The organism is Haliscomenobacter sp., assembly GCF_965225875.1.
In the GTDB taxonomy this organism is placed as follows: Bacteria; Bacteroidota; Bacteroidia; order Chitinophagales; family Saprospiraceae; genus Haliscomenobacter.
The window spans coordinates 128,226-142,669 of sequence record NZ_CBDDBS010000002.1; the positions used below are offsets into that span (position 1 = coordinate 128,226).

Sequence of the window (14,444 nt, forward strand, 5' to 3'; positions counted from 1 at the left end):
ATTATGAAAAAATTATCTCCAGCGGCGAGGATTTCCAAAGCGGCGATATACAACGATCCCCAAATTCATGTAAATATCTTTAGCATCAGGGCTGGCGGCGAAACTGATCCCATCCAGGTAATCTGAAAAACTAGCTCGAACGCAGCCCTCTAATGCCACGGTAAAGCCCTCCGAAATATCAAATTTCATCCCCAAACCAACGGGAATACTTACCCCGAGCAATGAATTGCCATAAGCTCGATCTTTCTGGATTCCCGCTTTTATGTCTTCACTATTTCCCGTATAATTGGAGAAATTGGTATTGAGCACCCCGCCTAACAAGCCAACCCCTGCATACAAGTAAGGGGAGATCAGTTTATCCATGTTTACATTCCCGGCTGCATCGGTATAATAACGATTGGAACCAAAAGGCTCCCATTCGCCCAATACACTTAATTCCACTAAATCGGTGGTGAAATCAAAATCCCGGGATTCACGACCTACATAATTATCATCGTCTCCCTGCAATTTAAGGTAAGTAATTCCGCCCCTAAAGCCAATGCGGTTAGACACATTCGTCCGGGCAATAAGTCCCAAACTTGGGGTAAAATCCTTGAAGCGGGGAGTAAGCGTTGGGTTAATATCTCCTGAGTAAACCGCCATCCCGGCAAAAACGCCACCTTCCCACACGGTTTGCGCTTTGATCATGGTCATAGTCATGATCAAGCACAGAAAAAGTACTGATTCTTTCATACTTAAATAGTTTTTGGAAAAAACAGGTTGCTACTGCTTGACATCCAATAAAAATTCAACCCGGCGATTGAGCACCCGTCCTTGGGCAGTTTTATTGCTCGCAATTGGTTTTGTTTCGCCGAATCCTTCATGCTCTATTCGTTTAGCGTCGATAGAACGTAAAAGCAAGTAGTCATAGCATGATTGGGCCCGTTTTTTTGACAAATTCAAATTAAATTCATCTTTTCCTTGGCTATCTGTATGTCCTTGAATGTTCAATTGATACGCAGGATAACGCATCATCAAGGCAGCTACCTTGTCCAGGATTTTTTTGGAACTGGGCAATAGTATCGCACTTCCGGTCTTGAATCTTACCTCGTTGCGGGCTCGTATAAGTACGGCCTGGTCCTCTTTGCGCAGTTCCGGGCAACCCAATTTTTTTAACAATCCAGCTACCTCAGGGCAACGGTCATCCAAATCAATTATACCATCTTTGTCCGTGTCCGGGCAGCCAAAATGGGTGGCAATGGTATCGGCTATTTCAGGGCAACGATCATCAGGATCGGGAAACCCGTCGCCGTCCGTATCAGGACAACCTTTAAAAGTCAAAGGACCCGCTTTCTCGGGACAGCGGTCATCCAGATCAATTAACCCATCTTTGTCCGTGTCCGGGCAACCATATTGATTGGTCGTATCGGCTACTTCGGGGCAGCGGTCGAATTTATCAATCAAACCATCACAGTCGGTATCTGGTTCTGGGCAACCATTCGATCCGGGCAGGCCTTTCTCATCCGGGCAGGGATCGTCCTTATCGGATACCCCATCCCAATCGGTATCAGGACAACCTCCAAATGCGGGCATCCCTGGCAAATCGGGGCAGGCATCGTCGATGTCCGCAATGCAGTCGTTGTCTCGATCGGGGCAGCCCTCCGTTTCGACAATACCAGAATCACGGGGGCAAAGATCAGCCGAATCCATAAAGCCGTCACCATCTGTATCCGGACACCCACCACTCATCGGGTTGCCTTTGGCTTCCGGGCAAGCATCTTCTGCATCTTCTACTCCATCACCATCGCTATCCGGGCAACCTTTGGCCGATTCTACCCCTTTCAGCCTGGGGCAGGCGTCAATTTTATCCAAAAAACCATCTCCGTCGCTGTCGCGTACCCCCATCCTTACAATCAAATTTATTCCAGCAGCCGCATACCAATCCCTCCTTTTAGGGTTTCCTGTAGCACTTACCCCATCGAGGTAATCACTGTCTGCAAAACGAAATGCTCCTTCTAATGCAATAGTTGTGGATTTACTCAAATCAAAACGCAATCCGCCACCAAAGGGCACTACCGGCAACTGAACAGTTCGGCTTTTGGCTTCGTCAGCCAAAATGGGTGGAGCAATGTTTTCATCGATTTTGAAGTCGACTTGATAATCGGTTTCTGGTTTGAACCTGGCCACACCAATTCCTGCAAAAAAGTAAGGCGTAACCTTGGGATGATACCGGTATTTGCTTTCAGGATAATGAGACTTGCCAAAAGGGTCCCATTCAAAGGTGAAACTGAATTCAGTGAATTTGCTTCGAAAGGAAAAATCGCGCAAACGATGAGGAGCTTCCAGTGGAAAATTTCGGTCACTGCCACTCAGCTGCGTACTCATGCCCCACAATCTGGTTGAAAATGAAGGAGTCAAATAATAACGAAAAAACCCACCATATGCTGGATTCAACTCATTCAACAGCGGATAATTCTCAGGGTTAAGATCACCTTGATATCCAGCGCCTCCCAGTAACAATCCAGTTTCCCACCTTACCTGTGCCGCGAGCCAAAAAGGCAAAAAGCAACACAGTAAAGCAATGGTGTAGTTTCTCATTCCTTCTCTCATTTTCGCAGCTTCGTGTAGGAGCCCTCGAAATTAATAATAACTGAAGTAAACCTGGACGACGACAATTAGATTATGGAGTCAGCTGGAAAAGTATGCTTTTTTTAACGATTTTTTAAGATTTATGGTATAGTGGCAAGATAAAAATAACATTCAAGAAAAAAAAAGGGTGAACCTTAATCTAACGGTTCACCCCAGTACCAGTAAGCAACAAAGAGGGATTCTTTTCAGCATCCCTGTATCTTAAAATGAAAAATTATTTCCTTTCGATTTTATGTAAAATTAACATCATCAAAAAAAACTTGTAAGAAATAGTTATCCACACAAAGTGGAAAACTTTTTCAATTAACTAAAAATCAATTATTTGTAAGGTTGAATTATTTTTCCACATGTGGATAACTCAAATAAAATGTGGAAAACTCAGGAGAGAATTGGCTTTAAAACAGGCGTTTTCGTTGAAAATACAAGGCGAGTAACAAACTGATGACCAAGGCCAGGACAATGATCAAATATACCGCGAAACGGCTGGTTTGAAACGGAAGGGGTACGTTCATCCCGAAAAAACTGGCTATCAGCGTAGGTACGGCCAAAAAGATGGTAACGAGTGTCAGACGGTGTATAGTAACGTTCATGTTATTTGAAATAATCGACGCATAGGTATCCATCGTTCCACTAAGGATATTGCTGTATACATTGGACATTTCCAAGGCCTGGCCATTGTCAATGATGATGCCTTCAAAAAGATCGAATTTTTCTTCATCATCCCGGATCGCCAAAAAATCAGTGCGCTTCATCTTCATATTGAGCAAGTCATTGGCACTGAGCGAGTTTACAAAATAGACCAGGCTTTTTTCGATGCTCAACAATTGTCTCAACTCCCGGTTCCGGCTGGAGTGGTACAATTCCTGTTCGATGAGGTTGCGCTTGAGGTCTAACTTTTTGAGGCAAGTCAAAAAACGATATACGTTTTGCTCCAGAATTTGGAGAATAAACTGAATGGAATCTGAGGGGTCGAAATTTTTCACCTTGTCATCTAAAAACCGTTGCAAAACCGGATTTTCGATGGAAGTGATGGTGATCACGTGCTCATCGGCCAAAATGATACCAATGGGAACTGTGATGTAGATGGCATCGTTTTCTTCTTCCGTTGGGTTGAGAACGGGGGTATTGACCAAAATGAGTCGCACCTCATCTTCGATTTCGTAACGCGAACGTTCGTCGATGTCCAGAGAGTCGGTAAAAAATTCGAGCGGGGAATCGAAGGTTTGCGCCACTTCTTCCAATTCTTCCTGGTTGAAGGGGGGGGTAATATTGACCCAACAGCCTGCTTCAGGTTGCTCCAGCTCCTTCAATCGACCATCCACTTTGAGGTAATATCTGACCATAACGTTTGGCGTTTGGGTTCCAGAATCTGGTTATTTCCCGACTCCTCAATTCGCCCGCAAACTTAACAAATCTGTTCCTAAATCCGCCTCAAAAACGGTATTATGTTGCATTTCGTATCTGGTCTACGAAGGTTTCGTACAAAGGGAGGTCGATGGCACCAGCTTCGGGCGCCCAGGAAGCCGGACGGTCTTGCAAAAGCAGGAAATAATCCATGACCAAATCCCCCTGTTGCTCCAGGTTGAATTCAGATAGGTATTTAGCTTTTTGCAAAGCAGGAAGCCCGCCGTAGTTATACCCCATGGCGCTGCGTTGTGCCCGCAGTGCGCGTGGGATGTAAGCGGCACCTTGCTGCCAATACTGCCATACATGCACCAACTCGTGAATCAGGATAGCTTCGGAGAAAGTTCCCCAACTGTTGATGGTAAAGCCGGAAACGTATACTATGCCCGTGCTACGCGTTCCAATTCTGGCGTTTTCATCAATGCGCACGAGATCCAGAGGAATGGCATTGCCAAAGACCATCCGGGCTGAAAATTTTTCTGCATCGCTCAAGCCACGCGTATTTCGTTTTAAAAGCATTGCATTGATCAACTCAAAGCAATCGAGTACACCTAACAAATCGAGCAAAACAAAGGCAAAATCGGCTGGATGTCGAAAGCTTGAACGCTTGAATAAGCGGCCTAACCGTTGTGGGTAAGTTCCAAACCACAAGTTTAGTCTAAGCAAGCCATAAGGTTTGTTTTTTGGGTGCATGAGCATTGGGGCATTAATCAAAACGAATCGCTTTGACCGGACTAATCCGACTCACCAAATAGGAAGGAATGACCAAAAATAGCAAGGTAATTACCAATGTGCCGACATTCAGCAATATAATGCTCCAGACGTTGAAGTGGACCGGGGCATAAGAGAGGTAGTAGTTTTCCTCATCCAGGCGAATGAATTTGAAATATTTTTGCAAGAGGCACAAGGCAATCCCCAACAAATTCCCCCAAAACAACCCATTGAGGATGATGTAGGAAGCATAGTACAGGAAGATGCGACGAATACCCCAATTGCGTGCGCCCATACTTTTGAGTACCCCGATCATGTTGGTGCGCTCAAAAATAAGGATCATCAAGGCAGTAATCATATTGATGATGGCTACAATGACCATCAAGCTAAGAATCACCACCTCGTTGATGTTTTGCAAATCCAGCCAGTTAAAAATACCCGGGAATTTTTGGCGGATGGTTTCTGCATAAAGTTCGTTGGGGATATGGTTGTAATAAATGTCTTCGGAAAGGGGCTTTAAGTCGTTGATGTCGTCAAGAAAGACCTCGAACCCTGCTACTTGATCTTCAGTCCAACCGAGCAATTGCTGGATTTTGCGAATGTCTACCAGGGCGAATTGGCGGTCGTATTCCTCCAAACCCGTTTTGTAAATGCCACAAATTTTAAAGCTGCGTTTGAGTTGTTCACCATTTTGCACAAAATGAACCCGAAAGCCATCCCCTACCCCAACCTTGAGGCGATTAGCCGTAGTGCGGGAGATGAGGATTTCATTGGAAGCCGTGCTATCCTTGGTGTTGATGGGTTTACCGGCCACGAGGTATTGGCTCAAAAAATGCCAATCAAAATCCTGTCCTACTCCTTTTAAAAATATCCCCTCGATTTCGTCTTTGGCCTTGATGATGCCTCCTTTAAAAGCATACACTTGAATGTGTCTTACTCCTCCGTTGGTGTAGCGTTTTCTTTTGACCTCCCGCCCCAGGATATTGCGTTTTTCGAGAAAGGCAACCCGGCGAATGGTATCCAAAGAAGGATAAAAATTCTGGTTTTTATCCACATAGGATTCCTCCAGTAAATTCTCGTAAACACTGGCATTGGTAATGTGGATATGCCCCCAAAAGCCAAAAATTTTACTGCTGATTTCCCGTTTAAAGCCCGAAACCAGGGCAGTAGCGCAAATCATCACACTGATACTCAGCGCAATGGCAATAACCGCGATCCGAATGATCACCCGCGCAAAGGATTGTTCTCCCTCGGCAGCTACTTTTTTGGCGATAAAAAAGGAGTAATTCATGGAGGCGAAGATAAGGGTATTAGTTGAGAAGTTGAGGGGTTGAGAAGTTGAGGGGTTGAGAAGTTGAGGCTACCGCAGCGTCTTGGACGAGATTTTTGTCAAAATCACTGCGGTAGCCTCAACTTCTCAACTCTTAAACTCCTCAACTCCCCTAATACACCACCATCTTCATCGTCTTGCGATAAGCCCCGGCTTGCAGGGTATACAGCAGTACGCCAACCTGGTTCAAGTCCGTTTTATCAATAACAATTTTTTGATGACCTGCTGGGTAATCCTGCCGGATGGACTTGAGTACACGGCCCGATAAGTCACTGATCTGCAAGCTTGCAGGCCCTGCTTCGCCTAAATCAAATTCGATGGTGGTGGACTGACTAAAAGGATTAGGCGAATTGGGATAAAGCTGGAATTGAGGCTTTAGGCTTTCCCGCTCCAAATTACCCTCAAGCACAATTTTTTCAAGCTCTCCCCCATCGGTATAGGCTTCTGGTGCCAAATCTCGTTCCACTAAATGAAACAGCTCATTTGAGCTACCTGATTTTTTGGCCCTAAACTCAAGGGTAGCCAATTTGCCCGCTTTTTTGCCTGTATTCAACCAGGATACCCGGATCAACCCACGTTCAAGGTCACTTAAGCCAATACTTTCCATACCGGCATCGCGGTATTCGATGTTGAGGAAGCTCAAAAGCTCCGGGTTGAATTGCAGACTAAACTGGGCACCGGCCAACTCGCTGGCATTTACCAAATTCAGTGGAACAGTATACAATTCACCTGCTTTAATTTCATCGGGCAGAGCCCCGGTTTGTAAGGTTCTGTCTGCAACATTGCGCAGCTCAGGTGTGGCGTTTATATTTTCTTTGGAGGCGTTTCCACTCACATCTCCCATTTTTACAGCAACAAAATCAGCACCCAACATTTCGCTGTTCAGGTTGTTGTAATTGCGTGCTTCCGGGATGGTTTCTATCAGGGGATTTTGTGGGTCTTTAAACCGAAAAGATGCATCTACGAAGCGCCAGCTTGGGCATTTTTTAAATTCCAGATCCAGGCGTAGCACAACTTTACGGATTTGGATAATGTCGTAGGTGGACACAAAACCAGACAAATCCACATCCGCAGCAATGAATTTGTAGGGGTTGTCAAATGGCATGGACCCTAAAATATGCCGGGTGATGAGCACAATATCGTAAGTACTGACCCCGTCCAAATGATTGGTATTCAAATGAGGGGAAACAGTATAATCATTGTTTTCTTTTAATTGTTTGAAGCTGAATTGGCCATTCTGGTTGCTAAGTGTTGTTTCATTTTGTACTCCACTCAACTGCACATTGGCGTTATATATAGGCTTTCCTGAAAAGGTTTTAATGGTGCCACTGATGCTGGAACTACCAACCCTCGGGCATAAGCCGCGGTTGTCTTGGACCAATACATAGGTTTCACAATAGCCGTAATTGCCTCTGGTATCCCAGGCGTAAACATACACCAAAACGCTGGGGCGATCATCACAGGTTAGGGTTATACTGGTGTGTTTAGGGTCGGGTTTTTCACTGCGACTTTCAATGTCATCCGCCCGGTGAATCGAATAGCCTACAATGCCTGAACAATCCTCAACTTTGCTGGCAACAAAGTCTTTGGCCCAAACTACGGCAGCTCCCGGGTCCAGGTCGCCGTCGCGGTCGATGTCTTCCGGTACTGGCAATGGCATTAATTCAACGACCAGACCGTTGATACAAATCGGGGCTGGTCCTTTTACATCGCGCACTTCAATCTGGATGGTTTCCCGGCCTACATTTCCGCAGCCATCAGAAGCATTGATCTGAATTTTATGGATGCCAATGGGCAATCGCTCCTGAATGCGGTAACGTGGATAGGTGCCTACCAGTTTCAGCGTACGATCAATTTTACCATCCGCTTTTTCATCATAAAGGGCTTCCACTTTCAGGTCCTGGCTATTGCAGTTTTCAGCGATCGAAAACTGGTAATTGACATCCCCGGTGCAGTCGTTATTGCGGGCATCAAAAAAACTACTGCTCAGCAGAGTAATCTTTGGGGCTTCATCGTCGTAAACCTTGATCAACTGCGTGTACTCCCAGATGCCCCGCGACTGCAGGAGGGGGCGCTCGATGCTGTTGGTCCAGTAGCCTTTGGCATTGGGAATGGTATTGTTTATGACTTGGTCCTGGTCTATGTAGGTTGTCCCATTGGGTTGAACCAACAACCAGAAAGCGGTATTGCCACGTTCGCCATCCCCATCGTAGTCCCGATCCAGGATAACGGGCTGGGCACCTTCCTTGTACTCACACCAATTGATGATCGTCCAGGTGCGTAAGATTTTATAACACTCTTGTCCCGTAGAGGTAAATTTCACATCGTTCACACTGAAAGCCAGAATGTTGCACCCGTTTTCCTGATGAATGAGTTTATTGCCTGGTGGAATTTGTTGGCAGGTAAGCGAAGTGTCCTTGGGGAAACGAATGGCATAATCCCGAATTGCAGTAACCCGGATCACCTGAATGCACTCCGGGCTACGTTGCTCATTGGCTTTGCCCAGATTGCGCACCACCTGCCAGCGCCGAGTAAGGGTTCCTACTCCACAATTGTCCAGTTTATCCAAGGTGGGTAGAGACACAATGCTCAACAAACCACAGGGGTCATTCAACACTTTGCCTACCCCAAATAGGCTAAGATTTCCCAGGTTTTTATCCGTACACAAAATATTCGTGTCAGCAGGTACCACGCATTGCAGCAGTGTTTTGTCCTCTACGGGTACATCCAACCAACACTTGCTGCTGTTGCCTACGGCATCACGGGCAATCAACTCCACCCGTACTTTGGCACCGATGTCACAACAAAAAAAGTCGACCCGATCAGCAGGCAGGGTATAAAAAATGCCATTTTCCAAGGTTAGGGCATCAGCTGTATCCAATTTACCATTTCCATTCTGATCAAAAGCCATGGTACAGGCAGTAGATACTACCCGGCGCACTTTGAGCGATTGCAATTGGCAGTTGTCGCTGGAGCCTTCGTCTACATCTGCGACGGTAAGCCGACCATAACCATTGCTTACACTTACATTGATGGCATTGTCACAACGTACCTGTGGCGCTATTTTATCTTTAACCCGTAGCTCAACGGAATCAAGTCTATTATTCAAACAGGGGTCATATGCGTACAACAATACGCGATGTTTGCCTACTGGCAAATTGTTCATTACGCCATTGCTGATGGGGTATACTTTTTCCAACCAAACCGAGTCCCCTACGCTTGGCCGCGCTACGTATGATTTGACCTTCACGCTCAATTGCACCGCATCACAATCGCTGAAACCAATCTGGTAAAGTCGTTGCAACTGATCCGGAGTGACTGGCAAGGTAGCCGTACAACTCATTGGCTGGGTTGACACCTCAATGGGTTTGCTTGGCTTGGTGATGACAGGAGCTTGCAAATCCCCAATTTTCATCAAGGTGGTGTCGGTATACACAATGCCTCCGGCACACCAATCAAATAACTTTAAAGATTGAATCACCTTACGACCCCGGCGACAAATCAGCGTTTCAGTAACCTGCCGCTCAATGGACAAACCACAAAACTCGCGGTCAAAAACCGTGGTATCCCCTACTGCATTGACCCAGAATGGATACAACCTAGGCGTGCGGATGACCTCCGGAATGCAGGAGTGTATGGCAGTATCCTTGGGAAAATGTAGTTTTTTCCAATCAGGCCGCCAAAAAACAATCACCTGTGTAGTGTCTTCGCGGTTGCCTAAGGCATCCTCCGCAGAAAAATTGCGGTATATTTTGGCGTAAAAAGTACTATCACAATCCCCCAGCACCAGGCGGTCGCTGACCTTAAGATTGGCGAGGACACCGTTGCAATTGTCGGTAAATACCACCCTACCCGTGTAGTAATTGTATTGCGGTTTTTGCCAGGACGCGGGAATATTGTAAATGCTGTCGATGTCAAAACACAACCAATCCAGGGTATCACGCGCCCAATCAATAGCCTGTACAGCCGGGGGCCGTTTGTCCTCAGTAATCAAGGTACTCTGACAAATGATACTTCCTGAAATGATGTCTCGTACCAAATAAGCAAATCTACCAGCTCCATCCGCAATGTTGCGGTTAAAGGGATTGGAGTCGTTGACCAATACCTGCAAACGCGCCCAGTCGGTGGCATCGTCGCCACCTAGTAAAACTTGTTGTGGACTCAGGCTAACTTGGCAATTTGCATCGAGGGTAAAAATGACATCCTGACGACAGCTAAGTGCCGCAAAACTAGAAAGGGACGATTGGGATTTCCAAACCTTTACCTGTTGTGGAAGGGTCGCCGTAAACGCCCCCACAAAAAGATAGTACAACCATGCGGCAGTAGAAAATAATCGCATAGTTCGGTTTGATAGATCGCCTTACAAAATCAACGGGGCTTTCCTTTTAAACAAAAAGCTGTACCGTTCGCTCAAAAATAACGCGCATTTAGCTAATATAAGGTGTTTGGAGGGAAAAAGTTTAGTCTGAGGGGGTACAAATAGTGGATGACGAATGATTTGAGAGAGGAATGACGGATTGAAGGAATGGAAATGACGAGTTTTTCGAATGACGAATGACGAATTGGGTGGTCGCATCAAAGTTTTTTGGAAACGCTAGATTTGGGTTCCATTTATTTAAACCTGCCAACAAACCTAGAGGGCAATGCCCCAAATTCGTCATTCGTCATTCGAAAAATTCGTCATTCAAATCATTTCTTTTGCTCCAAGGCCTCCACTTTCCGATTCAGCGCGATGACATACAAAGACAATTCTTCGACCTTTTCCAGAAGTTTTCGTTGCATTTCACCTACCTCAAAGCCAGCTTGTGCCGCCACCTCCTGTGCCGAAGGAATCCCTGGCAAATGCCCTTTTTCGCGAATGTGTTGCTCCAGTTTTTGCAAAGGCAGTAGCTCGTAGTCCGGTAGAAAAACGTAGTCGGGCCAGTTGGCCGCAGGCAACACCTTGACATCCTCGGCAATAATTTTGCCTTGCACTGCAAGTTTAAATCCCGCCGGAATACGTGTAGATCCAATCCCCACCAGATCATTGGCATTTGCAGCCAGGATCACATTGCCACCACGGGTGATGATGTTCCCGGTTACGCCCAGTTTCCAGGCAAAACCATCCGTATTGCCGCCAATGCGCATCCAGTCGTTGACGCGCATGCTGCCGTTGACGTGTAGTTTGGCGTCGGGATTGGTAAGGCCAATGCCGATGCGGTCGTTGTTGTCGGCTCCCAGAATCACGTGCCCACTACGGGTGATGATGTTGCCGGAGATGCCTAGTTTCCAGGAGTAGCCATCGGTATTGCCACCAATGCGCACCCAATCATTGAAGCGGGCACCGCCGCTTCCTACATGGAATTTGGCATCCGGGTTGTTAACCCCCACCCCCACATTGGCGGTGGTGATGATGGCAGCGTTGTTGTTTACACTTTGCCACTGGGCCCAAATCGGGCTGTTCATGGCCAATACAATCAGAAGACTAAAAAACGAATGCATTTTCATGGTAATGGTGTTTTTGAATAAAAGAAATGGTGAATGCAATCATTTTTTGGACAAATAAAGAATAAGGAACGGTTTGTGAGGTTGAGGATCTAGAGGATGTTGTTTCGATTTATTTTAATGGTCAGAAAAATACTCATAGGTAGTTCCATCCGACTTTTTGGAGGAATAATACATAAAGGAGCCATCGCCCCCAAAGCTGGTGCTTTCCCCACTCCAGGGGTTGTTTTTATAATAGGAAGTAGCGCCGCCATTGCTGCGGCCAAATTTGGCGCGGTACAACTGGTACACATTGCCCAGCGCATAAGGCATGTTTTCATACCCAAAATTGCCGTAGGCATCCATCCAGTAACGGCCTGGTATCACTTGCATGAAGGTCTGAAACGCCAGCACATCTTGTGGATGCAGGTCGCGGCCATTGATGAACACGTTGGTTCCCCCTCCGGAGGCATTGGATTTGAGCGGCCCGCCAACGTTGAGCCCAGCCACTCCGATTCCGGTGCAAGGCCCACCTTTGATGCCGAAAGCCCCAGTCATGCGATCGTACCAATAGCTACCGGGAACAAATTTAACTTGGTAAGCCGCTTCCATTTGGGCCACTGTTTGGGCGGGTACCACTACATCGTTGATGACGAGTTCTTTCATTTTGTTTTGGGCATTTGTGGCTATACCTACTGCCAGGGTGAAAAATAGAGTTATCCATTTCATGGTTTGGTGTTTTTGACTCCACAAAGCTAGGGCTGGTTTGGAGGGAGCACAATCCCTGGAAGGCAGGGTTTTAGCAGGGCAAAAATTACCGGAATCCAGGTAGTAGATTGCCGGGTTTGGGGAAGTTAAAAGCCTTATTTTTGCCCTATTACATAGTACAATGCCGATGAAGATAAATTACTGGATGATCCTGCTGGGTATTTTGGGTTGCTGCCTGGTGAGTACAGCACAACCTGATGCCCATTTGATCGATAGTTTAAAAAATGCACTGCGAAAGACCAAAGCCGATACCCAACGGGTCAAACTATGGATGGAACTGGGCAACAACGTCGGTTATTACGATGCCAAGGCCGCCCTCGATTACGCCCAGCGCAGTCTTGATTTGAGCAAAAAAATCGGATACAAACTAGGCGCGGCTCGGGCGCACTATTTGTTGGGTAACACCTACCTGGATTTGGGAAATTACGCCCAATCAAAAGGGCATCTGGACACCGCCGAAAAGCTTTTTAGCGCTATGAAACGCCTCGATATGCTGGGGAAAATTCACAATGCCCGAGGCAACTGGTATTACATCCAAAGTAAACTCTGGAACGCTACCCAGGAATTTGCAGCGGCAATTGAAGTTTTTCACCAATTGAAAGACACCCTGCTGGAAATCATTCCTTATCAAAACCTGATTGCCATTTTGGGCGAAACCAAAAACCACGAACAGGCCATTGCCCGCAGCAAAAGTCTGTTGGCCATTGCCCAAAAACACGGCGATAGCTTGCAAATGGCCTATTGTCATTACTACCTGATCAACAATTATGTAGCCCTGAACAAGCTGGATTCCGCCCAGGTTTACCTCCCCAGTTTACAAACCTTTATTCAACGTAGCCTCGACTATGGGCTGGCCGCCGATGCCTTCAACCTCATCGGTTTGTACCACTACAAACGCGCCCAGTATCCACAAGCATTGTCCTTTTATCAGAATGCCTTGGAAAAAGCTTTGCGGGGCAATTATCAGGTGGCACAATACCATCATGCCATTGGCCGAACTTATTTGAAACTTGGGGATTTACCACAAGCCTATACCTACTTGCATCGTGCTGAAAAAGAGGCCCTGGAAGCCCAGAGCCAGGATACGTACTATCTAGTCTGTCGAGACTTGGGTGAGTATTACGCCAAAATTGGTCAGTCGGCTCAGGCTTATCGCTACATTCAGCAATATACCCAACTCAATGATAGCATTCTCCGGGCCGAAACCCGGCAGTACAGTGCTTACCTCGAAGCAGCTTTTGAAAGCGAGCGCAAGGAAAGTGAGATTCTACACTTAAAAAACGAAAAACTGGAACAAAGCCTGATCCTCAAACAACGCAATACTTATCTTTTCTTTAGCCTGGGATTTTTAATCCTGGGAGGTTTTTATTTTGGATTTAAAAGCAAAAATGACCGCCAGCGCCGTCAACTCTTGGAGCAGGACAAAAAACTTCAGGATGAAAAAATCATCTCGCTTGAAAAAGAACAGCAAGTGGTTTCCCTACAATCGATGATCACCGGGCAGGAATCAGAACGCAACCGCATCGCCCGGGATTTGCACGATGGCCTGGGTGGCTTGTTTTCCACCGTAAAAATGTATTTCAGTACCTTGCAACACGAGCAACCTACTTTTGGTGCGCTTCCACTTTTCCAAAAAAGCATGGAATTGATCCATTCTGCCGCCGAAGAACTGCGGCGGATTGCCCACAACCTCATGCCCGAAGTGCTGCTTAAACTCGGCCTGATCAATGCCATCCAAGATCTGTGCAACAACATCCAAGGCAGCCGACTGCTCAAGATCAGCCTGCAAGCATACGGTATGGAAAATCGCCTTAACCCACAAACGGAAATCATGCTTTACCGGATTGTGCAGGAGTTGCTCAACAACATTCTCAAACACGCTCGGGCCACTCAAGTGATCATCCAATTCAATCGGCACCAGGAAAAATTGAGCATCACCATTGAGGACGACGGTCAAGGCTTTAATGTAAGCGAAGAGAACGCTGGCGCAGGTTTAAAAACCATCCAAAGCCGGGTGAGTTACCTCAATGGCGAACTCAACATCGATTCTGCACAGGGCTTGGGTACTACCGTGATGATGGAGTTTTTATTAGGAATGGAAATAGAATAAAGTACACAGTTTGGCTTTACTTTATTTTAT

Annotated in this window: 9 protein-coding genes; 1 reads left to right on the top strand and 8 read right to left on the bottom strand. The window is 46.4% G+C overall.

What is annotated here, in order from left to right; translation table 11 throughout:
- Nucleotides 1-12 precede the first annotated feature (12 nt).
- The 8 genes from ACO08K_RS03630 to ACO08K_RS03665 all read right to left on the bottom strand — a co-directional run bounded on the left by ACO08K_RS03630 (nucleotide 13) and on the right by ACO08K_RS03665 (nucleotide 12,265).
- The gene (locus tag ACO08K_RS03630) at nucleotides 13-732 is read right to left on the bottom strand and encodes a DUF6089 family protein (RefSeq protein WP_421795036.1); all 720 of its coding nucleotides are present in this window, start codon (nucleotides 730-732) and stop codon (nucleotides 13-15) included.
- 30 nt (nucleotides 733-762) lie between these two features.
- Nucleotides 763-2,577 carry a DUF6089 family protein gene (locus ACO08K_RS03635; RefSeq protein WP_421795037.1) on the bottom strand — a complete coding sequence of 605 codons (1,815 nt, stop codon included), beginning with the start codon at nucleotides 2,575-2,577 and terminating at the stop codon, nucleotides 763-765.
- Between the two features lie 446 nt (nucleotides 2,578-3,023).
- On the bottom strand, nucleotides 3,024-3,971 hold the full coding sequence (locus ACO08K_RS03640) for a magnesium transporter CorA family protein (protein WP_421795038.1): 948 nt from the start codon (nucleotides 3,969-3,971) through the stop codon (nucleotides 3,024-3,026).
- A gap of 100 nt (nucleotides 3,972-4,071) precedes the next feature.
- Complete coding sequence (locus tag ACO08K_RS03645; protein WP_421795039.1) at nucleotides 4,072-4,698, bottom strand: hypothetical protein; 627 nt, start codon at nucleotides 4,696-4,698, stop codon at nucleotides 4,072-4,074.
- Between the two features lie 40 nt (nucleotides 4,699-4,738).
- Nucleotides 4,739-6,034, bottom strand: coding sequence for an ABC transporter permease (locus ACO08K_RS03650; RefSeq protein ID WP_421795040.1), 1,296 nt, complete (start codon nucleotides 6,032-6,034; stop codon nucleotides 4,739-4,741).
- Nucleotides 6,035-6,185: 151 nt separating this feature from the next.
- The gene (locus ACO08K_RS03655) at nucleotides 6,186-10,412 is read right to left on the bottom strand and encodes a hypothetical protein (protein WP_421795041.1); all 4,227 of its coding nucleotides are present in this window, start codon (nucleotides 10,410-10,412) and stop codon (nucleotides 6,186-6,188) included.
- A 350-nt stretch (nucleotides 10,413-10,762) separates the two neighbouring features.
- Complete coding sequence (locus ACO08K_RS03660; protein ID WP_421795042.1) at nucleotides 10,763-11,560, bottom strand: hypothetical protein; 798 nt, start codon at nucleotides 11,558-11,560, stop codon at nucleotides 10,763-10,765.
- 114 nt (nucleotides 11,561-11,674) lie between these two features.
- A complete protein-coding gene (locus ACO08K_RS03665) occupies nucleotides 11,675-12,265 on the bottom strand; it encodes a hypothetical protein (protein WP_421795043.1) in 591 nt (196 codons plus the stop codon).
- Between the two features lie 166 nt (nucleotides 12,266-12,431).
- Here ACO08K_RS03665 and ACO08K_RS03670 point away from each other — a divergent pair, with 166 nt between their 5' ends.
- Nucleotides 12,432-14,414: a tetratricopeptide repeat-containing sensor histidine kinase gene (locus tag ACO08K_RS03670; protein ID WP_421795044.1), complete on the top strand. Its 1,983-nt coding sequence runs from the start codon at nucleotides 12,432-12,434 to the stop codon at nucleotides 14,412-14,414.
- The last annotated feature ends 30 nt before the right edge of the window (nucleotides 14,415-14,444 follow it).

Excerpts from the sequence above, each read along its gene's own strand:
- ACO08K_RS03630 (WP_421795036.1), bottom strand. The coding sequence starts at position 732 with ATGAAAGAATCAGTACTTTTTCTGTGCTTGATCATGACTATGACCATG.
- ACO08K_RS03635 (WP_421795037.1), bottom strand. The coding sequence starts at position 2,577 with ATGAGAAACTACACCATTGCTTTACTGTGTTGCTTTTTGCCTTTTTGG.
- ACO08K_RS03640 (WP_421795038.1), bottom strand. The coding sequence starts at position 3,971 with ATGGTCAGATATTACCTCAAAGTGGATGGTCGATTGAAGGAGCTGGAG.
- ACO08K_RS03650 (WP_421795040.1), bottom strand. The coding sequence starts at position 6,034 with ATGAATTACTCCTTTTTTATCGCCAAAAAAGTAGCTGCCGAGGGAGAA.
- ACO08K_RS03655 (WP_421795041.1), bottom strand. The coding sequence starts at position 10,412 with ATGCGATTATTTTCTACTGCCGCATGGTTGTACTATCTTTTTGTGGGG.
- ACO08K_RS03660 (WP_421795042.1), bottom strand. The coding sequence starts at position 11,560 with ATGAAAATGCATTCGTTTTTTAGTCTTCTGATTGTATTGGCCATGAAC.
- ACO08K_RS03665 (WP_421795043.1), bottom strand. The coding sequence starts at position 12,265 with ATGAAATGGATAACTCTATTTTTCACCCTGGCAGTAGGTATAGCCACA.
- ACO08K_RS03670 (WP_421795044.1), top strand. The coding sequence starts at position 12,432 with ATGAAGATAAATTACTGGATGATCCTGCTGGGTATTTTGGGTTGCTGC.